Annotated in this window: 22 protein-coding genes; 16 read left to right on the top strand and 6 right to left on the bottom strand. The window is 37.2% G+C overall.

Annotated elements, in window-relative coordinates; genetic code table 11:
* Nucleotides 1-58: 58 nt before the first annotated feature.
* Nucleotides 59-883 carry an alpha/beta fold hydrolase gene (locus tag BANA01_RS16935; RefSeq protein WP_034674129.1) on the bottom strand — a complete coding sequence of 275 codons (825 nt, stop codon included), beginning with the start codon at nucleotides 881-883 and terminating at the stop codon, nucleotides 59-61.
* A gap of 202 nt (nucleotides 884-1085) precedes the next feature.
* Nucleotides 1086-1301, bottom strand: coding sequence for a helix-turn-helix domain-containing protein (locus tag BANA01_RS16940; RefSeq protein ID WP_034674131.1), 216 nt, complete (start codon nucleotides 1299-1301; stop codon nucleotides 1086-1088).
* Nucleotides 1302-1505: 204 nt separating this feature from the next.
* Between BANA01_RS16940 and yugI the strand changes: the two genes are divergently transcribed.
* The 3 genes from yugI (at nucleotide 1506) to BANA01_RS16955 (ending at nucleotide 4579) form a co-directional block, all read left to right on the top strand.
* Nucleotides 1506-1910 carry a S1 domain-containing post-transcriptional regulator GSP13 gene (gene yugI, locus BANA01_RS16945; protein WP_034674133.1) on the top strand — a complete coding sequence of 135 codons (405 nt, stop codon included), beginning with the start codon at nucleotides 1506-1508 and terminating at the stop codon, nucleotides 1908-1910.
* 156 nt (nucleotides 1911-2066) lie between these two features.
* Nucleotides 2067-3266 (top strand): ornithine--oxo-acid transaminase, encoded by a 1200-nt coding sequence (locus BANA01_RS16950; RefSeq protein ID WP_034674135.1) that lies wholly within the window; start codon nucleotides 2067-2069, stop codon nucleotides 3264-3266.
* 23 nt (nucleotides 3267-3289) lie between these two features.
* Complete coding sequence (locus BANA01_RS16955) at nucleotides 3290-4579, top strand: Glu/Leu/Phe/Val family dehydrogenase (RefSeq protein WP_034674137.1); 1290 nt, start codon at nucleotides 3290-3292, stop codon at nucleotides 4577-4579.
* A 36-nt stretch (nucleotides 4580-4615) separates the two neighbouring features.
* On the opposite strand, the gene BANA01_RS16960 is transcribed toward BANA01_RS16955, so the two are convergent.
* The gene (locus tag BANA01_RS16960) at nucleotides 4616-4846 is read right to left on the bottom strand and encodes a DUF378 domain-containing protein (protein ID WP_034674139.1); all 231 of its coding nucleotides are present in this window, start codon (nucleotides 4844-4846) and stop codon (nucleotides 4616-4618) included.
* 128 nt (nucleotides 4847-4974) lie between these two features.
* Here BANA01_RS16960 and BANA01_RS16965 point away from each other — a divergent pair, with 128 nt between their 5' ends.
* The 7 genes from BANA01_RS16965 to BANA01_RS16990 all read left to right on the top strand — a co-directional run bounded on the left by BANA01_RS16965 (nucleotide 4975) and on the right by BANA01_RS16990 (nucleotide 12124).
* On the top strand, nucleotides 4975-6138 hold the full coding sequence (locus BANA01_RS16965) for an iron-containing alcohol dehydrogenase (protein WP_034674141.1): 1164 nt from the start codon (nucleotides 4975-4977) through the stop codon (nucleotides 6136-6138).
* A 175-nt stretch (nucleotides 6139-6313) separates the two neighbouring features.
* Nucleotides 6314-7660: a glucose-6-phosphate isomerase gene (locus BANA01_RS16970; RefSeq protein ID WP_034674143.1), complete on the top strand. Its 1347-nt coding sequence runs from the start codon at nucleotides 6314-6316 to the stop codon at nucleotides 7658-7660.
* 87 nt (nucleotides 7661-7747) lie between these two features.
* Nucleotides 7748-8152 carry a YugN-like family protein gene (locus BANA01_RS16975; protein WP_034674144.1) on the top strand — a complete coding sequence of 135 codons (405 nt, stop codon included), beginning with the start codon at nucleotides 7748-7750 and terminating at the stop codon, nucleotides 8150-8152.
* Between the two features lie 151 nt (nucleotides 8153-8303).
* Nucleotides 8304-8447: an aspartyl-phosphate phosphatase Spo0E family protein gene (locus BANA01_RS29185; RefSeq protein WP_157411818.1), complete on the top strand. Its 144-nt coding sequence runs from the start codon at nucleotides 8304-8306 to the stop codon at nucleotides 8445-8447.
* A 180-nt stretch (nucleotides 8448-8627) separates the two neighbouring features.
* The gene (locus BANA01_RS16980; RefSeq protein WP_034674146.1) at nucleotides 8628-10301 is read left to right on the top strand and encodes a DUF6044 family protein; all 1674 of its coding nucleotides are present in this window, start codon (nucleotides 8628-8630) and stop codon (nucleotides 10299-10301) included.
* 19 nt (nucleotides 10302-10320) lie between these two features.
* On the top strand, nucleotides 10321-11358 hold the full coding sequence (locus BANA01_RS16985; protein WP_034674147.1) for a glycosyltransferase family 2 protein: 1038 nt from the start codon (nucleotides 10321-10323) through the stop codon (nucleotides 11356-11358).
* A 139-nt stretch (nucleotides 11359-11497) separates the two neighbouring features.
* Nucleotides 11498-12124: a LysE family transporter gene (locus BANA01_RS16990; protein WP_034674150.1), complete on the top strand. Its 627-nt coding sequence runs from the start codon at nucleotides 11498-11500 to the stop codon at nucleotides 12122-12124.
* A 39-nt stretch (nucleotides 12125-12163) separates the two neighbouring features.
* Here BANA01_RS16990 and BANA01_RS16995 read toward each other — a convergent pair whose 3' ends face one another.
* A complete protein-coding gene (locus BANA01_RS16995) occupies nucleotides 12164-13525 on the bottom strand; it encodes an amino acid permease (RefSeq protein WP_034674152.1) in 1362 nt (453 codons plus the stop codon).
* Entirely contained in the window at nucleotides 13509-13682 is a 174-nt protein-coding gene (locus BANA01_RS29955; RefSeq protein ID WP_169803709.1) for a hypothetical protein, read from the bottom strand. The genes BANA01_RS16995 and BANA01_RS29955 overlap by 17 nt, the downstream gene beginning before the upstream one ends.
* Nucleotides 13683-13908: 226 nt before the next feature.
* Here BANA01_RS29955 and BANA01_RS17000 point away from each other — a divergent pair, with 226 nt between their 5' ends.
* Nucleotides 13909-14664, top strand: coding sequence for a TraR/DksA C4-type zinc finger protein (locus tag BANA01_RS17000; protein WP_034674154.1), 756 nt, complete (start codon nucleotides 13909-13911; stop codon nucleotides 14662-14664).
* A 168-nt stretch (nucleotides 14665-14832) separates the two neighbouring features.
* Here BANA01_RS17000 and BANA01_RS17005 read toward each other — a convergent pair whose 3' ends face one another.
* A complete protein-coding gene (locus BANA01_RS17005) occupies nucleotides 14833-15051 on the bottom strand; it encodes a YozQ family protein (RefSeq protein ID WP_034674156.1) in 219 nt (72 codons plus the stop codon).
* Nucleotides 15052-15142: 91 nt separating this feature from the next.
* Here BANA01_RS17005 and BANA01_RS29585 point away from each other — a divergent pair, with 91 nt between their 5' ends.
* The 5 genes from BANA01_RS29585 to BANA01_RS17025 all read left to right on the top strand — a co-directional run bounded on the left by BANA01_RS29585 (nucleotide 15143) and on the right by BANA01_RS17025 (nucleotide 20137).
* On the top strand, nucleotides 15143-15286 hold the full coding sequence (locus tag BANA01_RS29585) for a hypothetical protein (protein ID WP_157411819.1): 144 nt from the start codon (nucleotides 15143-15145) through the stop codon (nucleotides 15284-15286).
* Nucleotides 15287-15311: 25 nt separating this feature from the next.
* Nucleotides 15312-16196, top strand: a complete 885-nt coding sequence (locus tag BANA01_RS17010) for a cation diffusion facilitator family transporter (RefSeq protein ID WP_034674158.1) — start codon at nucleotides 15312-15314, stop codon at nucleotides 16194-16196.
* Nucleotides 16197-16403: 207 nt separating this feature from the next.
* A complete protein-coding gene (locus BANA01_RS17015; protein ID WP_034674160.1) occupies nucleotides 16404-17342 on the top strand; it encodes a magnesium transporter CorA family protein in 939 nt (312 codons plus the stop codon).
* A 160-nt stretch (nucleotides 17343-17502) separates the two neighbouring features.
* Nucleotides 17503-18768 (top strand): S8 family serine peptidase, encoded by a 1266-nt coding sequence (locus tag BANA01_RS17020; RefSeq protein WP_034674162.1) that lies wholly within the window; start codon nucleotides 17503-17505, stop codon nucleotides 18766-18768.
* Nucleotides 18769-18916: 148 nt separating this feature from the next.
* Nucleotides 18917-20137: a helix-turn-helix domain-containing protein gene (locus tag BANA01_RS17025; protein ID WP_034674164.1), complete on the top strand. Its 1221-nt coding sequence runs from the start codon at nucleotides 18917-18919 to the stop codon at nucleotides 20135-20137.
* Nucleotides 20138-20147 lie beyond the last annotated feature (10 nt).

Below are 20147 nucleotides of genomic sequence, written 5' to 3' on the forward strand. Positions count from 1 at the left end.
TTAAAAGTTAAAATGGTGTCTAACTTTTAAGGGGCAGTTCAGTATGCTGTCGTTTTTTTTATGCCAAAAATTGTTTAATATGCTGAAAGACATCTTCTGGACGTTCTTCAGGAACTAAATGACCGGTTTCCTTTAAGATAATCAGTTCAGACCTTCTTAAATCATTTTTTAAGCGTTGTCCAACTGATAATGGGACAACTTTATCATACTCGCCCCAAATTAATAAACAGGGATGGGTTATTTGGCTGAGAGATCCGGGTGATAAATCCCCTTCACGGTCACGTATCATTCTGGTTAAGGCTAAGAAAATTTCATCCTCTAAGAAGGGCTTTAGATAGCCAAAAAGCATTTCGTCATTTAGCATTGTATGGTCGTGAACTACATTCTGAAGATTTTTCATTACACCTGAACGAGCGAGCCAAAACTTTACATACAAGTGGAAATAGGGAATGTAACTTCCGATGATTAAAGGCAGTTTCAAACGTTTCGCATAAGATGAACTGCATAGGAGAACCGCATTTTCGGCAATATCGGGCTGTTGATGAAGAATATTAAGCACGATTTGCCCGCCCATAGAATGACCAATAAGAGTAATCTCTTTTAAATTGAGTGAGGAAACAAGCTGAATAACTGTTTGTGCAAGATTACGATAGGAATAAACAAATTTGTTGCTTTTCTCGCTTTTTCCAAAGGGAGGAAGATCAATAGAAACCACCTGAAATTCTTTGTTTAAAAAAGGAATTAATCTACGATAACTAAAAGTAGAAGATAGAAATCCATGAAGTAGTACAAGTGTTTTTTTAGAATTAGGATTTGGATAGAATTCATAATAAAGATTTATATTATTGACTAGCTGATTTCGATAAAAAACCTTCTCTTCCACCTATTCAACCCGCCTTCTGCTGAGATATCAGTGATTATAATTTCTCCAGTAATCACTTATTTAACACTTACGGCTACATTTTTTTGAAAAAAAAGAGGACAAACCATATGTGGTTGTCCACTTCAAAAAAGGGGGGAATACTAGAAAGCTTATATAATAGTGATTTCCTAATTTTTTATATTCTATACAGTGTTTTAAAAATTTAAATATGTTGGTCTAGTTGGTCTAATAATAGTTCAGAAGCAGGAATATCAAGAACAGTAGACAATTTAAGAAGGGTTTGGGTACTAGGGATTTGTTCGCCAGATTCATATTTTTCAATGGTATGAATTCCTACTCTTATTTTTTGAGCTAAATCCTCTTTCGTCATTTTCAAATGCTCACGGTAATTTTTGATTGTATTGCCAATTGTGTTCAAAATGATCACCTCTCCTATTTAGACATTATCCCATCTTTATTCTATCATAAAATTCTTTTTACTTGAAAAAATCGTTTTCGAACATTATGTTAACTATTCTAATTAAATTTAAGGAAAACCTTTTTTGATTAAATGTTCACAATGTGCTATAATTTTTTATTGCGTATATAGAAGATAAAATAATTATTTCTTAGGAGTGTTTTTATGACAGAAAAGATCGAAACTGGAAGTGTTTTAACAGGTAAAGTAACAGGAATTCAACCTTATGGAGCGTTCATAGCATTAGATGAAAATACACAAGGTCTTGTCCATATTTCCGAAATTACACATGGTTATGTGAAAGATATTAACGACCATCTGAAAGTCGGAGACGAAGTGCAGGTTAAGGTATTATCTATAGATGAAAATGCTGGGAAAATCGGTTTATCGATTCGTGCAACGGAAGAAGCTCCAGTACAACAAACAATTGCTAAACCAAAAAAGCCTCGTAAGCGTCAAGCTGCTGCAATTGTTCCAGAAGTTGAAGGCCAACAAGGTTTTAACACATTAAAAGACAAGCTTCAGGAATGGATTGACCAATCACAGCGTGAAGATTTAATCAAGAAATAATAAACATTAAAAAACCTAGTTTCATGCTAATTACTGGCAGAACTAGGTTTTTTTATTTTTCATTAAAAAAGTTTTTTGGGTAATGGTTCATTCTTTTGGCAGGCTCGGCTACAATAGAAATGTACATAATTCCCTTTTGAACGGAGGATAAGTATTATGGCAGCAGAAGAGAAAACGAAAGGCTTAATTGAAAAAACCGAGAAATACGGGGCAAATAACTATCACCCACTTCCAATTGTTATTTCACGCGCAGAAGGAGTATGGGTAGAAGACCCTGAAGGTAATAAATATATGGATATGTTAAGTGCTTATTCAGCGGTTAACCAGGGCCATCGGCATCCAAAAATTATTCAAGCATTAAAGGATCAAGCAGATAAAGTAACGTTAACTTCCCGCGCTTTTCATAATGATCAATTAGGCCCGTGGTATGAAAAGATTTGCAAATTAACAAAAAAAGAAATGGCACTTCCTATGAATACAGGTGCTGAAGCAGTAGAAACAGCGGTTAAAGCAGCACGACGCTGGGCTTATGATATAAAAGGAGTTGCTGAGAACCAAGCAGAGATAATTGCTTGCACAGGAAACTTCCATGGGAGAACCATGACTGCTGTTTCCTTATCGTCAGAAGCTGAATATAAACGTGGATTTGGACCAATGCTTCCAGGAATAAAATTAATACCATATGGAGATTTAGAAGCTTTAAAAGAAGCAATTTCTGTGAATACCGCAGCTTTCTTAATTGAGCCTATTCAAGGTGAGGCTGGTATAGTTATTCCTCCTGAAGGCTTTATGAAAAAAGCCTTTGAATTATGTAAGCAAAACAATGTGCTTTTTATCGCCGATGAAATCCAAGCTGGCTTGGCTCGCACAGGAAAAATGTTTGCTTGTGAGTGGGAAGGAATTGACCCTGATATTTATATTCTAGGTAAGGCGCTTGGCGGGGGAGTATTCCCAATTTCTTGTGTCGTCGCAAACAAAGATATTTTACGTGTATTTAATCCAGGATCTCACGGTTCTACATTCGGAGGAAACCCACTAGCCTGCGCAGTATCAATCGCTGCTCTAGATGTACTGATTGATGAGAAACTCTCAGAAAAATCTTTAGAGTTAGGCGGATATTTTGTAAGTAAATTAAAAGAAATCCAGAATCCAAGGATTAAAGAAGTAAGAGGCCGTGGATTGTTTATCGGTGTAGAATTAAATGAGCCAGCGCGAAAATATTGTGAAGAATTAAAAGAACAAGGACTGTTATGTAAGGAAACACATGATACTGTAATTCGTTTCGCCCCTCCTCTAATTATTACGAAGGATGAATTAGATTGGGCGATTGAACGCATTAATAAAGTACTTAGTTAAATGAAAAACTTGAGGTGCCAAAAATGGGGAAGAAGGATATAACGAAACGTGCAGGTGAAAACGATAAAGATAAAGAGACATTAAATCTACTTACATCTACACAGATTGTTATTCATGATGCATTGCAAAGATTAGGACTCCCAGAATCTGCTTTTGAGTTGTTGAGAGAACCGGTACGGATGCTCCAAGTGCGAATTCCGGTTCGAATGGATGATGGCTCTGTTAAAATTTTTAGCGGTTATCGAGCACAGCATAATGATTCTGTTGGACCGACGATTGGCGGCGTTCGTTTTCATCCTAAGATAACTGACGATGATATAAAGGCATTGTCTATGTGGATGAGCATGAAATGTGGTATTGCTGATTTACCATTTGGAGGTGGAAAGGGAGGTATTATTTGTAATCCCCGTACCCTTTCATTTGGTGAACTAGAGCGCCTAAGCCGCGGTTATGTTCGCTCTATCAGTCAAATTGTTGGCCCAACCAAAGATATCCCAGCACCCGATATGTATACAAACTCTCAGATCATGGCTTGGATGATGGATGAATACAGCAGTTTGAGGAAGTTCGACTCTCCTGGTTTTATAACGGGGAAGCCACTAGTCCTTGGAGGGTCAGAAGTTAGGGAAGAAGCAGGTGCACTGGGTGCAGCCATTTGTATCGGAGAAGCTGCAAAAATACGTGGACTTCCCATTAAGGGGGCACGTATCATTGTCCAGGGTTTCGGTAATGCGGGCAGTTACATCGCAAAATTCATGAGTAACTCGGGAGCGATTATCGTTGGGATTTCTGATGTATATGGCGCCCTTTATGATCCGGATGGTTTAAATATTGACTATTTACTTAGTCGTCGCGACAGCTTTGGTACTGTCACTTCTCTATTTGATGGAACCATTACCAACGAAGAATTGCTCGAACAGGACTGTGATATTCTGGTTCCTGCGGCGGTTTCAAATCAAATTACAGCTAAGAATGCTCAAAATATTAGAGCAAAGATTATCGTCGAGGCTGCCAATGGTCCTACGACCATTGAGGCGACAAGAATTCTATCTGAACGGGGAATACTACTGGTTCCCGATGTTCTAGCTGGAGCTGGTGGAGTTACTGTCTCTTATTTCGAATGGGTTCAAAACAAGCAGGGTTATTATTGGGATGTAGAGGAAGTAGAAACTAAATTACGTGAAAAAATGATCAGTGCGTTTCATCAAATATATGAAATCTCAAAGCTCAATCAGGTAAATTTGAGGACTGCTTCGTATATGGTCGGTGTAAGAAAAATGGTAGAAGCGGCAGAGTTTAGGGGATGGATATGAAAAAATCCTTGCATTAGCAATGCAAGGATTTTTTTCTTATCGAGTTGTATCTGTTTGTGGTTCTCTCACATGCTGCTCATTTGGCTTGAACAGTAGTCCTAGGTTAATAAGTCCAGCTATTCCTACTAAGCCATATATAATTCTGGATAGTGCTGAATTATCCCCAAAAATAGCTTCAACTAAATTAAATCCAAAAAAACCAATTAATCCCCAATTAATAGCACCAATAATGGTAAGGATTAGGGCAATTCTTTGAATGGTACTCAAGGTAGATTCCTCCTATCAATATACTTTCACTATTAGCTTGCTGAATTGGAGAAAAAATATACATCAGTATAACCTTTGCAAAAAAATTTTTTTTCGATAATAATGGATGTGGAAAGGATGTGCATATCATGCAAAATTTCACTTTTTGGAATCCAACCAAATTAATTTTTGGTAAAGGGCAACTTGAACAGCTAAAATCTGAAATTCCTCGTTATGGAAAGAAAGTACTTGTAGTTTACGGCGGAGGAAGCATTAAACGCAGCGGTCTTTATGACAAGGTCATTAACTTATTGAAAGAAATCGATGCTCAAGTGTTTGAATTACCTGGGGTTGAACCGAATCCTAGGATTACTACAGCTCGTAAAGGGGTAGAAATCTGTAAAAATGAAGGAATAGACATACTTTTAGCTGTTGGCGGCGGAAGTGTTATTGATTGTACGAAGTTAATTGCAGCAGGTGCAAAGTATGATGGCGACCCGTGGGACTTGGTTACTAGAAAAGCAGCCGTAAACGAGGCATTACCATTTGGAACTGTCCTTACGCTAGCCGCTACTGGTTCAGAAATGAATTCGGGGTCTGTCATTACCAATTGGGAGACAAATGAAAAATATGGCTGGGGAAGTCCATTTACTTTTCCTAAATTCTCAATTTTGGATCCTGTACATACTTTTTCTGTTCCAAGAGACCAAACCATTTATGGGATTGTCGATATGATGTCACATGTATTAGAGCATTATTTTCACTTGGAAGAAAATACTTTATTCCAGGATCGTATGTGTGAATCCTTACTTATTACAGTAATGGAAACAGCACCTAAACTGTTAGAGAATTTGGAAAGCTACGAACACCGTGCAACGATCCTTTATAGTGGGACAATGGCATTAAACGGTATTTTAAATATGGGCTACCGTGGTGATTGGGCTACCCATAATCTTGAACATGCTGTATCAGCAGTGTATGATATCCCACATGGCGGGGGTCTGGCAATTTTATTCCCTCACTGGATGAAACATAATCTAAGGGTAAAACCAGAACGTTTTAAACAGCTGGCTGTAAGAGTCTTTGGAGTCGACCCAGAAGGTAAAACTGCAGAAGAGGCAGGACTTGAGGGTATACAGAAATTACGTGAATACTGGAACAGTATTGGAGCACCTGCCCGCTTAGCAGACTATAATATCGATGACAGCCAGCTAGAATTAATGGCAGACAGAGCTATGGTCTACGGTGAATTCGGAAACTTTACAAAACTAAACAGAAAAGACGTATTAGCCATCTATCGTGAATCACTTTAATTAAAAGAAACGAGCATAAAATTTATGCTTGTTTCTTTTTTTTTTCGACAAAAAGTGAGAGATGTAAAAAAATTGGCGAAAATGGGTACGCTTACAAGGAGATACCCTTCTTGATAATCTGTCCAGCATTCGTTAAAGTGAGAATTGAAAATAAATTTATTGGAGGATTACATACATGACACACATACGTTTTGATTATTCAAAAGCGTTAACCTTCTTTGCAGAGCATGAAATTACATACTTACGTGATGCAGTGAAGGTAGCACATCATTCCCTTCACGAGCAGACTGGTGCAGGTAGTGACTTTTTAGGCTGGATTGACCTTCCTACAAACTATGATAAAGAAGAGTTCTCACGGATTAAGAAAGCAGCAGAAAAAATAAAGTCAGATTCTGACGTACTTTTAGTAATCGGAATTGGCGGTTCTTATTTAGGAGCACGTGCTGCAATTGAAATGTTACAGCATAGCTTCTACAATGCTTTGCCAAAAGAAAAGCGTAAAACACCGCAAATTATTTTTGTCGGTAACAATATCAGTTCTACTTATATGAGAGATGTTATGGATTTGCTTGATGGAAAAGACTTTTCCGTAAACGTAATTTCAAAATCCGGAACAACAACAGAACCAGCGATTGCCTTTAGAATCTTCCGTAAGCTTCTTGAAGAAAAGTATGGTGTGGAAGAAGCACGTAAAAGAATTTATGCAACAACTGACAAAGCTAGAGGTGCCTTGAAAACTTTAGCCACTGAAGAAGGATATGAGTCATTTGTGATTGCAGATGACATTGGCGGACGTTACTCAGTATTAACTGCAGTTGGATTACTTCCAATTGCTGTTAGCGGTGCAGACATTGATAAGATGATGGAAGGTGCAGCTAAAGCACAAGAAGACTACAGCCATTCAGAGCTAGAAGAAAATCCTGCATACCAATATGCTGCAGTTAGAAATGCGCTTTATAATAAAGGCAAAACGATTGAAATGCTTATCAATTATGAGCCAGGACTTCAGTATTTTTCTGAATGGTGGAAGCAGCTATTTGGAGAAAGTGAAGGAAAAGATCAAAAAGGGATTTACCCTTCTTCTGCGAATTTCTCAACTGATCTTCATTCACTTGGACAGTATGTACAAGAAGGACGCCGCGATCTATTTGAGACCGTTATTAAGGTAGAAAATCCACGCCATGAATTGATCATTGAAGAAGCTGAAAGTGATTTAGACGGTTTAAATTATCTTGCAGGACAATCTGTTGACTTTGTAAACAATAAAGCATTCCAAGGAACCATGCTTGCCCATACAGATGGAGGCGTACCAAACTTAATCGTATCCATTCCAGCAATGGACGAATACACATTTGGATACCTAGTCTACTTCTTCGAAAAAGCATGTGCAATGAGCGGATACCTGCTCGGTGTAAACCCATTCGACCAGCCAGGAGTCGAAGCTTATAAAGTAAACATGTTTGCATTATTAGGCAAACCAGGATTTGAAGAAAAGAAAGCAGAACTAGAAGAAAGATTGTAATAAAAAAGTAGAGTACTGAAAAAATCAGTACTCTATTTTTGTTTTTTTGGGAAAACTAAATAATAATGATGAAAAGGGGGCTGTATGATGATTGAAATACGATCAAGTGTAGAAGGTAAACAGTTTGATTTGTATAAGCTCGAAAAAATGCTTAAACCAATCGGTTATTCAATCGGAGGTAACTGGGATTATGATCACGGTGCCTTTGATTACAAAATAAATGATGAAGTGGGCTATCAGTTTCTAAGGCTGCCGTTTTCAGCCATAGATGGTCAGTTAGACGCACACAACTGTACAGTGGAGCTTGGAAGGCCATTCTTATTGTCTCATAAGTATCAAATCGGTCTTGATGACAATGTCAGCGCAGGCACCTTAAATCAGTTCTCTGAACCGGTTGATAAGGACGCAAGTTTTCCCCAACAGTATATTGAAACAGGAAAAGTCCTTGTCAAAGAGTTAGAATTAATGCTGAGTTCTAGCCAATTCTCATAACAACCTGAATATTGTACTAGTATAATGTTCACGAAAGTTACAATTATTTCTAAGGTAGACTACTTGTTTTAAAGTGAAAAATTTCTTAAATTAAGGTTAATAATATAAATAGGTTATAAACATGAAAAGAGGTTGAGCCGTGGAGACGAGCATGAACTATTTGTTATCTGATATTGAAAAAACAAGGACTGAAATGATCGATTTAGCACAACAATATGGATATTCAAACCCAAATGTTGTTCAATGCAGCCAAAAGCTCGACCTTCTTTTAAATGTTTACGAAAATAAAAGATAAAACACTAAATTCAAAATAAAGACACCTTCCATTCAGTTGGAAGGTGTTTTAATTATGATTATCATGAAACTAATCTCTGATTAACGTTTGAATTAGGAAAACAATTGATTTAAGGAATAATTTCCATCCCAGATGCAAACTTTATTAAACAAGAGAAAGAAGGCTTACGAGGTGTAATGAGTGTTCACTGATAAGAAAAAAGAGAAAAGATGGATCATTTTTGCTGTGCTAATTCTAACAATATATCTCTCCCCACTCTTTATTCTCCAAGAAAATGCTCATATACGTGTTCATGATAACTTGGATTCGAATTTAGCGTGGTACAAAGTCCTAGCCAAGAGTGGTCAAATGTTTGGGGATGTCAATGCGGTAATTCCTCAAATTATTAATGGAGTGCCAAGAAATGCATTTGGAACGGAATACAGTATCATCGTATGGCTATATGCGTTGTTTCCAACCATGATTGCTTATGGTCTAAGTCAAGCTTTAACTAGGGTAGTTGCATTTATTGGAATGTATTTACTATTAAAAAAGCATTTTCTTCCTGGTGAAAAATGGGTCTTCCTTCAAGTGGGTGTATCGCTGGCATTTGCCTTAACTCCCTTTTGGCCATCAGGAATGCTTAGTACATTGGGAATGCCGCTCGCATTGTGGGCATTCCTAAATATCCGAAATGGACAAGGAAGCAAGAAAGATTACCTCGTTTTAACATTAATCCCTTTTTACGCTAGCATTGTCTTAGGGTTTTTCTTTTTCTTAAGTGCAATGGGAATCTTATGGCTTACAGATATTCTTAGAGGAAAAGGGTGGAATCTTCGTTTCCTACTATCTATTGCTTATATGACCTGTATTTTTATGCTTGTTGAATATCGATTAGTCTATTCCTTTTTATTTTCGACGGAGCCAAACAGCAGGGATGAATATTTTCATGCATACTTACCTTTATGGAGAGTAGTCAGGCTGACTGTTAAAAATTATGTTTTAGGACATACACATGTAATGACTGTACATGGTCTTTTTATTCTACCTGCAATGTTTATAGCATTTTATTTTGTCTTTTCGCAAAAACGTTGGAATCAGGAAAAGTTATATGTCTTTTTATTTGGACTAAATTTTTTGTTATCACTATGGTATGCATTTTGGTTTTATAAAGGCTGGTTACCATTAACAAAGAAGTTTCATTTTATGGATACCTTCAATTTTGCACGTTATCATTTTTTAAGACCGATGGTCATTTATGCAGGGTTTGCCCTATCATTAAAAATTATTTCACTGCAAGGGCGCAGCTGGGCGAATACTGCTAAATGGTTTGCTATCTCTCAAATTTTCTTGCTTTGTTTATTTAATGATGAGATTATCTATCACAAAAAACCAACAGTAGGAGAGTTTTATGCAGAGGAATTATTTGAAGAGATAAAGGAACATATAGGTCAAGAACAAAGAAATTACCGGGTGGCTAGTATTGGAATTCATCCTGCCGTATCCCAGTATAATGGCTTTTATACATTGGACACCTATAATAACTTTTACCCATTATCTTATAAACATCAGTTTAGGAAAATAATTGATGCAGAGCTCGCGAAAAATAAAACCATTCGCAAATATTTTGATCAATGGGGCGGCCGCTGTTACATTTTTACTTCACAGCTTGGGAAGAAATATATGATTAAAAAGGACTCCAAACGGAAATTAAAAGACTTGCAATTAAATACTAAAGTCTTTAAAGAAATGGGTGGAGAATACATACTATCTGCTCTGCCAATCGCTAATTCTGAGCAAAATCAACTAAAACTGGATAAGGTCTTTGAATCAAAAAACGCTGCATGGAAGATCTATTTATACAAGACTTTATAAACATCGGGGGTAATAACGGATGATTGAACCTGTCCTGACGATTGTTGTGCCTTGTTATAATGAAGAAGAGGTATTAACTGAAACGATGAATCAGCTTGACCTGCTTGTAAAACAGTTAATAAGTGAACAGCTCGTTTCTAACCGAACAAAAATCCTGTTTGTTGATGATGGGAGTAAAGACAGAACATGGGAAATGATTTATAAAGAAGGATTAAGAAATGAGCATATCCGAGGTTTAAAATTATCAAGGAATGTGGGGCACCAAAACGCGTTATTAGCAGGTTTGTTCGCTGCAAAGGAGATTTCAGATTGTGTTGTCTCAATTGATGCCGACTTACAGGATGACATTCAGGTAATTCGTGAATTTATCCATAAATTTAATGAAGGAAATGAAATCGTATATGGCGTCAGGAAGCGCAGAGATACGGATACCTTTTTTAAGCGTAGCACGGCACAAGGTTTTTATAAAATTATGAGAAAAATGGGTGTAGACCTTGTTTATAACCATGCGGATTTTCGTTTACTAAGTAAACGGGCAGTCACGGAATTAGAGGGATTTAAGGAGGTAAATCTTTTTTTACGCGGAATTGTTCCACTCCTTGGATTTCGCTCAGATATCGTGTATTATGACCGCAAAGAAAGACAAGCAGGTGAAACGAAGTATCCATTGAAAAAAATGCTAGCATTTGCTTTTGATGGAATAACTTCTTTTTCTGTTTCACCGATTCGGTTGGTATTGTTTATTGGGTTTGTTTCATTTTTTCTAAGCCTGTTATTTGGCTTATACTTCTTACTATTAAAAGCAATAGGGGAGACTCAGACAGGATGGACGTCACTCATTACTTCTATCTGGTTAATTGGCGGCTTACAGCTTATTGCCATAGGGTTAATTGGAGAGTATGTAGGGAAAATTTATAAAGAATCAAAGCACCGTCCCAAGTTTATAATTGATATCGATACCTTCTCAATGCCTGCTGCACGTCATCATTTAATCAGAGAAAGTGATGATCAAGAGTTTTATAAAATTGAACATCGAAAATTATCTGAGTCCAACTAATTCTTATACGTAAAATCTCTTTAAGAGTCTTCTGAACTAAAGAAGGCTCTTCTTTTTTTAAATAAAAGTGGTACAAACCCTCCTTCCTGAATAGAAATTGAAAGACAGGCTTCTATTATTGATTCAGGGAGAGATTGGAATGAATGTATTTTTAAGTTATATATTACTAGGATTGTCGCTAGCTGCTCCGATTGGTCCAATCAATGCAGCTCAAATTGATAAGGGAATAAGGCATGGCTTCATGCATTCATGGCTTATTGGGGTAGGAGCGGTTGCGGCTGATGGTGTTTATATGATGGTCGTTTATTTTGGAGTTGTTCACTTTCTTGAAACTCCTTTTATGAAAACCTTTTTGTGGTTATTTGGCTGCTTTGTCTTAATTTATACGGGAATTGAAACCTTGCTTTCAGCAAATAAGTTGAAAATAGGAGAAAACCGGAAGGATGAGCCATTAGCAAAATCCTTCTTATCTGGTTTTTTTATGTCTATATCCAATCCATTGACGATTTTATTCTGGCTCGGTATTTACGGCTCTGTTCTTGCTAAGACAGCGGCGACTTATGAAACGAGTCAGTTAATCCTTTATAGCAGTGCCATCTTTATTGGATTACTACTATGGGATATCACAATGGCAGGAATTGCAAGTAATTTCCGAAAATATTTAACCTCCCAGCTGCTTGTAGTAATATCACTTTTATCAGGAGTATCATTGATTGGATTTGGTATTTACTTTGGTTTTCAAGCATTTAATATATTATTTGGATAACAAAAAAAGCCAGCATGTCAGACGCTGGCAATCCGGACTTTAAGCGGTAGGCCAAGGACTAAATACCTTACCTTTTTTCTTTTTCTTTTTCCATTTAAGATTCATAATCAAGGTTATGCAGCCAATAATACCAACGAATGCTAGGCTGATGAAGAAGCCTGGTCTGCTTGTACTATGAAATAAGGTACCACTAACAGCGATTAATATGAACAGAATACCTAGTGAGTATTTGATTTTATCCTTGGCGGTGACCTCTAATAATTTCCATGATGAAGCTAAAATAAATATCCAATTATAAAGAAGCATAAGCCCTGCAGCTGTAGTAATGTACTCATACACATTGCCTGGCATTAATAATGCACAGACAATCGATCCTGATATTCCTAGTACTGTAATGAGTAAAGTAGGGATTGGTACCTTTAGTTTTCCTTGTTTGCAAAATAATCCAGGTGCATCCCCTTCTTCGGAGAGTGTAACAAGTATGCTGGTTACGGCGAAAAGGGAGGCAACCATAGTTGAAAACCCGGCAATAATTAATGCTCCATTAAAAAGATGTGGAATGAAAGTTAAATTGTAATTAGCTAATGCGTTAACAAAAGGACTTTTCTCGCCATTAAATTGATTCCAAGGTACCATTAAGACAGCGAGACCAATGGAGAGCATGTAGATAATCATAAGGGTGAATAACATTACTTTGCCAGCCTTGGGAGCTTCCTTTGGGTCCTTTAATTGAGTAGCCATTAATCCTAATATTTCAATGCCTCCAAATGCATAAAAGGCAAAGATAACACCAGACCATAACCCTAAAACACCATGCGGAATGATGTCCTTTTGACTATCAGGATATTGGATCGGTCTGTCTCCATCAATGACTCCGAATATAGCCAGTAAAGCAATAATGACGAACATCAATATCGCTGCTATCTTTAAAATGGCCAATACATTCTCTAGTTTGTTTAAAATACTTACACCGATTAGGACAACAACTAGTCCTAACAGAGCATATATACCAGCAAATACCCATAGCGGAATTTTGGGGAACCAGAAACGTGAAAAAATAGAAAGTGCAGTCATTTGACTCCCCATAATTAATACCTCTGACATCCAATAGACCCACCCGCTGCTAAAACCAGCCCATCTGCCGAAGGCTTTTTTCGCGTAGGAGCGAAAACCTCCTTTTAATGGTTCTTGTGCTGTCATTTTTGCTAGAGCATCAAAGACAAAATAGGTTCCAGCAGCGGCAAGAATGAAGGCAATTAAAATGGCTGGGCCTGTCATTTTTATCGCAATACTTGACCCTAGAAAGAAGCCTGTACCGATTGTACAACCTACCCCAAATAACGTAAGCTGCCACCACTTCATATTGCCTTTTTCTTTTGCACCGCTACTCGATTTTCCCATTATTGCTTCTCCCAGTTGCTCCTGGCGACTTATCGGTTATTTCTTGATTATTATAGTCAGGATCATTCTGTCCACGTTGCCGATTGGCACCGCCTAAGTATATGCTTTGGTGTTCCTGCTGTTCTTTTCTGAATTTATTAAAATTTTCATTTACCATGTAGGTCCCCTCATTTCCTTTCTAATATCTTTCTATATGTTAAGATACACCCTCACTAAAAACTTATTCAGTAAGTTCGTTAGAGTAATTTAGGATTTTGTTGGAATCAATAAATTCATTACATAATCGCCGCCTAAATCAATGAAAATAAAAAGGTACAAGACAAAGTTGAAATATATAAAATAGGCGATAAAGAAGGCAATAAACCTTGAAAGGGGTTACCTATATGTTAACGACAGAACAGCTAGCCGGGTTTCGTTTGCAATTATTAAAGGAAAAAGATGAAATTGAAGAGCGTCTCGAACAAAATGATCACTACGGTTTAGAACGAGGGCATTATCATGAATCGATGGGAGAGTTATCAAGTTATGATAATCACCCTGCCGATGAAGGAACAGATTTATACGAGCGCGAAAAGGATATTGCATTAAATCAACATACTGATTTGCAGCTATTAAATATTAACAGAGCACTGGAAGCAATGGAAAATGGAACGTATGGAACATGCGAGGTATGTGGTAAAGAAATTCCATTTGAACGGTTAGAGGCCTTACCTAATACCATCTATTGTAAAGAACACAGTCCAGACCAAGTTGTTTCCCATGATCGTCCCATTGAAGAAGGCGTGTTAATGCCGCCATTCGGAAAGTTTGACATGGATTCTAAAGATGAGAATGTTGCCTTTGATGCGGAGGACTCTTGGCAGATTGTATCCCAATGGGGAACATCTGATACACCATCGGATCTAGCGTTTCCTCAGGAACATTATAATGATGTTAATAATGAACCCGATGAGAATGAGGGATATGTTGAGGACTTTGAAAACTTTGTTGGAAATGATATATATGGAAACAATATTACTGTTTACCCTAACTCACAACACGAACGCTATGAACAGTCTCTTGACGAGGAAGGAATCATGACTAGCTTTGGAGATTTGCCAGCCTATGAACATGATCCTTATGTAGATGACGATAAATAAAAAAGAAAAAACAGCTTTCGTTTTGAAAGCTGTTTTCCTGATTTTTATTTGTCTAGCTTCAGCGCCTAGGGGCTCGGGGTCATAAGCCAATCCGACAAGAAGGTAAAAACCAACCTTCTTGTCGGCTCGTCTTATGCCTGTCGCCCCTGGTCAAGGCGCTTACGCATTTCATTTGTTTCGGTAGGGTTTTTGTGCAATCGGGAGATCTTTCGCGTTTAAATCATCATCAGTAGATGGATCTATTTCACCCTGCATATAGCTGTCGCTTGCCTGTTCGTGGGTGGTCGAAAGACCAGTTGCTAGAACATCGTTTTTTTGATAATCACTTGTCTCGTAGATGCGTCCGGCAAGATCAGTACTGTTTGTGGTAGGATTTTTTTTATCCATGCTGCACACTCCTTTTAAAAAAATAAGGTACACCCGTATTTTCTACTTATTATTCGACGATTACTCATAAAAATATTAGGAGATGATTTAGATGAACAAAGATAAATATCCATCAAGGGAAGAACTAGACGAGGCATTTCATTTTCTTCATGACGCCATTAACCGGATTACAGTCGAAGAGGAAGAGGAAGAAATGAAAATGGAGGCAAATGGAAAGAATCAGATGGAGAAATAGAATTTTTATGAGGTGGATTTAAAAGATGAGGGAATCCTTGGCTAAGAAGATTGCTTGGATTAGTGTGATCAGTAATGTCATTTTAACAGTAGGGAAGATTATTATCGGCTGGTATGGAAATAGTGACGCTGTATTTGCCGATGGTATTCATTCAGCGGCGGATGTTTTTGCGTCAGTAATCGTCTTATTGGTAATTAAAATCTCCAATAAACCTGCTGATAAGGAGCACCCTTATGGTCATGGGAAGGCAGAGGTAATTGTTTCTGGGATTGTAGGGATTTTACTTTTTCTCGTATCCATTTATGTGGTATATGAAGGAATCTCTGGTTTCTTTCATGAAGTGGAAACACCAAGCTTCTTAGCTATGTGGGTAGCAATCATTTCATACATCACAAAAATTATATTATACCGTTCATCATTAAAGGTGGCGAAAGAGCATAATAGTAAGGCAATTGAAGCAATTGCCTTTGACCACAAAGCAGACATTGTTGCCTCTATAGCCGCAGCTATAGGAGTTCTCCTTTCAATCATTGGAGAACACTTTAATATCTTACTCCTGCATTATGGTGATAAAGCGGCAAGCATATTTGTTGCCTACTTAATCTTTAAAATCTCTAAAGAGATGCTAATGGAAGCTTTTGATATTTTGCTCGAAAGGAATATTGACGCCGAAACGCTGCAGGAATACATTAATGTAGTGAATGAATTCCAAGAGGTTAAGAGGATTGACCGAATTAGAGCGAGGGAACATGGCCATTATATTTTAGTGGATCTTAGAATATCGATTGATCACTTTAAAACCATTAAGGAAGGTCATGACCTTGCTAAGTCCATCAAGGGGAGATTGATGGAGAGGTATGATAACATTGACGAGGTATTAATTCACTTAAATCCCTATTTTCCGGAATAAAATCTTGTTTGTGCTTTTTTGATTTTGGGTTTATGATAATGAAGTACTTAAATGTTAAGGAGTTGATATTTTTGAGTTATGCAATAGACCCGGACCCTAGTAGTATGGGGGAAGTCAGCGTTATCTTTGAATTGGATTCTTCAGGAATATCAGCTCTTAAGAAGGTAGTATGGCTTCCTCGAACAAAGTAAGTGAGGAGGTTTTATCATGTTGGAGATTTATAAAAGCACCGAAACTAAAGTACTTGAACAGGTAGAGAAAATTTCAAAGGGCTGCTGGGTTAATATGTATGCCCCAACAGAAGAAGAAATTAACAGGGTTGCAGATGAAGCGAACATTTACGTTGACTTTATAAGAGACGCCCTTGATGATGAAGAACGCCCGAGAATTGAGCGTGAAGATGGGCAAGTTTATATCATTGTCGATTACCCCTATATTACGCACGATGATGCAGGATTTCCTATCTACGAGACTATCCCTGTGGGGATTGTTTTAACAGATGAATGTATACTGACTGTATCGTTAAAGGATACACCAATCTTAGAAGTTTTTAAGAATAATAAAATAAAAGAGTTCTATACCTTTAAAAAGAACCGATTTGCTCTTCAGATTCTTGCTATCATTACATCCTATTATCTTCGCTATTTAAAACAAATTAATAAGCGAACGAATGAAATTGAGCGTGAACTTCACCAATCGATGAAAAACAAGGAATTGTATGCCTTTCTTGCTTTAGAAAAAAGTCTTGTCTACTTCACAACTTCTCTAAAATCCAATAAAGTGGTTTTAGATAAGATTCTTCGTTTTAGTTATATCAAAATGTATGAGGAAGACAAGGATTTACTTGAAGATGTGATGATTGAAAAGATCCAGGCGATTGAGATGGCCGAAACATACAGTTCAATCCTTAGCGGGATGATGGACGCATTTGCTTCGATTATTTCTAATAACGTAAATATTGTTATGAAATTTTTAACATCATTCACGATTATTCTTTCGTTTCCAACAATCGTTTTCAGTTTTTACGGCATGAATGTTGATTTACCGTTACAAAATAGTCCACATGCCTTTTGGATATCGATAACGGTAGCTTGTGTATTATCTGCCTTAACCGCATTAATTTTTTGGAAAAAGAAATATTTTTAAGTATATTAAAAAACCGTCCTTCAAGAGAGGACGGTTTTTTTATCGTTTCAAAAAATTTCCCAACTTTTCTGGGTCGTTTTTCATTTCTTTATTCTGAAAATTCAAAATAGAATAAAGGGACAGGTCCATGCCTGGAGTTAAATGATGGAGGAGAATGTAGATGAAAAAAAGAAAAGTAGTAGGAGCGTCAGTACTTAGCTTTGTAATGGGGGTATCGATGTTTGCAACAGGTGCCTTCGGTCAAGCGCCAAACAGCCTGGAAGAGCCTGTTCGTGTCATCATTCAAGGACCATCAGCTGATAAAGCACAAGCGATGAAGAATGTTGGGGTACGCTGGGATTTTGGGTCAGAGGGATTTACCACAACGGTTAACAGCAAGCAATACCAGGCATTATTGAAAAATAAAAATTTAACCATTGAAAAAGTAGAGGAAGTTCAGCTCGCACCAAAAGTAGAAGCGGCTGCAAAACCAGGCGGCTCCACTAACTCTGGGCCAAGTGATCGAACTCCATGGGGAATCCAAGCGATATATAATGATTCTGCTATTCAGGCGACCTCTGGAGGGAATGGAATAAAGGTAGCAGTCCTTGATACAGGTGTCCTTTCCAGCCACGCCGATTTAACAAATCAAATCCAGCAATGTAAGGATTTTACACAAACTAAATCACCACTGATTGATGGCAGCTGCTCGGATGGTAATGGTCATGGAACACATGTTGCCGGTACTGTACTTGCAGATGGCGGCAGTACTGGACAAGGGATATATGGTGTTGCACCAGAGGCTGATCTTTGGGCATATAAAGTATTAAATAACCGAGGCTCTGGCTATTCGGATGATATTGCTTCTGCTATTCGTATGGCGGCAGATGAGGCAACTAGAACCGGTTCAAAGGTAATTATCTCGATGTCCTTAGGTTCAAGTGCAAAAGACTCGTTAATTTCTAGTGCTGTTGATTACGCCTATGGTAAAGGGGTATTAGTGATTGCAGCAGCTGGAAATGATGGCCCAACAAGTAATACAATTGGGTATCCGGGAGCATTAGTTAATGCTGTAGCGGTAGCGGCATTGGAAGATGTTCAGCAGAACGGTACATATCGTATCGCTGATTTCTCTTCACGAGGGAATCCAAATACAGATGGTGACTATGTCATTCAAGAACGTGATGTAGAGGTTTCTGCTCCTGGCAGGGCGATTGAATCTACATGGAATGATGGTTCATACAATACGATTAGTGGAACGTCAATGGCAACCCCGCATGTGTCAGGTTTAGCAGCTAAAATTTGGGCTGAAAATCCTTCAATGACGCATACACAACTACGTGCAGAGCTTCAAAACCGTGCAAAATCTAATGATATCTTGGGTGGTACAGGAGCGGCTGCAGGTGATGACTATGCTTCTGGATTTGGTTTCCCTAGAGTGAAATAATAGAAAAAAGCCATCTGTTTAGTGCAAACAGATGGCTTTTAAATTTATTTAACAATATTTTAAATTGTCTGAACAAATAGATGGAAGAGGCGGCAGAGTTGTTATAAAATGATAAGAAAAAGGAAGAGCTCCTTAAGGTGGTGATGTTATGGAATTTGGACCATTAATAAAATTCTACAGGACCCAAAAAGGGATTACCCAAAAAGAACTTGCTGCTGGAATTTGCTCTATCCCTCATTTAAGTAAGATCGAGAATAATTCAAAGGATGCGAATGGAGAGACTATTTCCCTCCTATTAGAAAGACTTAATGTAAGCTTTGAAGAAATGGAAGAAAAAGAAGAGTTAATAAAAAATCTCTTAAAAGATTTTGGTGAAAAGATTAACTTTTACTTACGTGAGGAAATCGAAATAATATTTACTAGGTTAAAAGAAATTGAACATGTTATCCCATTTTCTGACTATATTTATTCATATGAATTATATAAATATCGATATCTATTATTCAAGGGTTTACTTGCAGAAGCAGACACCCAACGGGATATTTTATATAAGCAAAAGAAAAATTTTTCCCAACATGAGATGTATTTATTTCGTTATTATAATGCTGTATCCTTAATATTAAAGGGTAATCATAAAAAGGCTGACGAGATCTTTGATGAATTATTTGCAGAAAATAATAATGAAACAACGAATGGAGAATTCTTATACCACTTGGCTTTAGTAAAGAGTGCACTTGACCAGCCAGGGCATGCGATACACTTCGGCAGATTAGCACTGCAAATCTTTATGAACCAGCATAACTTTTATCGAATTCTTCATACTTTAATGCTTCTTGGTATTAACTATACGAATTCAAACATTTACGAGGAAGCACAGGTTTGTTTTAAACATTTAATTCGAAATGCAGAATTGTTAAAGGAAGAAAGAATGCTTCCACAAATCTATCATAATATGGGTTACTTGCAAGATAAAATGAATAATCCAAAAAATGCATTACTCTATTATGAAAAAAGCTTATCGTTACAACCAGTAAAAAACCAACACTATATAGTAACTTTGTATGGCATTGGAGAAATTAATTACAATTTAAAATTAATTGAGAATGCTAAGGAATGTTTTCTTCAAGTCAAATCTCTTTCAAAAGATCTTGGTATAAAAAAACAAGGTCTTTTAGCTGAATTTTATTTAATTCATATGGAATCTCCTGAAAAAGCAATGAAATATTTAGAAATGAAGGTAATTCCTTTCTTAGAGGGATCGAAAGAACATAAGGAAGAACGAATCCGATATTATAAGCTGCTTTCTCAGCACTATAATCAACAGGGGAATTATCTAGAGGCAGTAAATTATCTTTCTAAAATTACTTGAGGAGGAAGAA

Source organism: Neobacillus niacini NBRC 15566 (assembly GCF_001591505.1).
In the GTDB taxonomy this organism is placed as follows: Bacteria; Bacillota; Bacilli; order Bacillales; family Cytobacillaceae; genus Neobacillus; species Neobacillus niacini.

Bases quoted from the DNA above. Each gene is read 5' to 3' on its own strand.
- BANA01_RS17005 (WP_034674156.1), bottom strand. From the start codon at position 15,051: ATGGATAAAAAAAATCCTACCACAAACAGTACTGATCTTGCCGGACGC.
- BANA01_RS16970 (WP_034674143.1), top strand. From the start codon at position 6,314: ATGACACACATACGTTTTGATTATTCAAAAGCGTTAACCTTCTTTGCA.
- BANA01_RS16995 (WP_034674152.1), bottom strand. From the start codon at position 13,525: ATGGGAAAATCGAGTAGCGGTGCAAAAGAAAAAGGCAATATGAAGTGG.
- BANA01_RS16950 (WP_034674135.1), top strand. From the start codon at position 2,067: ATGGCAGCAGAAGAGAAAACGAAAGGCTTAATTGAAAAAACCGAGAAA.
- BANA01_RS16975 (WP_034674144.1), top strand. From the start codon at position 7,748: ATGATTGAAATACGATCAAGTGTAGAAGGTAAACAGTTTGATTTGTAT.
- yugI (WP_034674133.1), top strand. From the start codon at position 1,506: ATGACAGAAAAGATCGAAACTGGAAGTGTTTTAACAGGTAAAGTAACA.
- BANA01_RS17000 (WP_034674154.1), top strand. From the start codon at position 13,909: ATGTTAACGACAGAACAGCTAGCCGGGTTTCGTTTGCAATTATTAAAG.
- BANA01_RS17010 (WP_034674158.1), top strand. From the start codon at position 15,312: ATGAGGGAATCCTTGGCTAAGAAGATTGCTTGGATTAGTGTGATCAGT.
- BANA01_RS17020 (WP_034674162.1), top strand. From the start codon at position 17,503: ATGAAAAAAAGAAAAGTAGTAGGAGCGTCAGTACTTAGCTTTGTAATG.
- BANA01_RS17015 (WP_034674160.1), top strand. From the start codon at position 16,404: ATGTTGGAGATTTATAAAAGCACCGAAACTAAAGTACTTGAACAGGTA.
- BANA01_RS29585 (WP_157411819.1), top strand. From the start codon at position 15,143: ATGAACAAAGATAAATATCCATCAAGGGAAGAACTAGACGAGGCATTT.
- BANA01_RS16990 (WP_034674150.1), top strand. From the start codon at position 11,498: ATGAATGTATTTTTAAGTTATATATTACTAGGATTGTCGCTAGCTGCT.
- BANA01_RS16985 (WP_034674147.1), top strand. From the start codon at position 10,321: ATGATTGAACCTGTCCTGACGATTGTTGTGCCTTGTTATAATGAAGAA.
- BANA01_RS16955 (WP_034674137.1), top strand. From the start codon at position 3,290: ATGGGGAAGAAGGATATAACGAAACGTGCAGGTGAAAACGATAAAGAT.
- BANA01_RS17025 (WP_034674164.1), top strand. From the start codon at position 18,917: ATGGAATTTGGACCATTAATAAAATTCTACAGGACCCAAAAAGGGATT.
- BANA01_RS16965 (WP_034674141.1), top strand. From the start codon at position 4,975: ATGCAAAATTTCACTTTTTGGAATCCAACCAAATTAATTTTTGGTAAA.
- BANA01_RS29955 (WP_169803709.1), bottom strand. From the start codon at position 13,682: ATGGTAAATGAAAATTTTAATAAATTCAGAAAAGAACAGCAGGAACAC.
- BANA01_RS29185 (WP_157411818.1), top strand. From the start codon at position 8,304: ATGAACTATTTGTTATCTGATATTGAAAAAACAAGGACTGAAATGATC.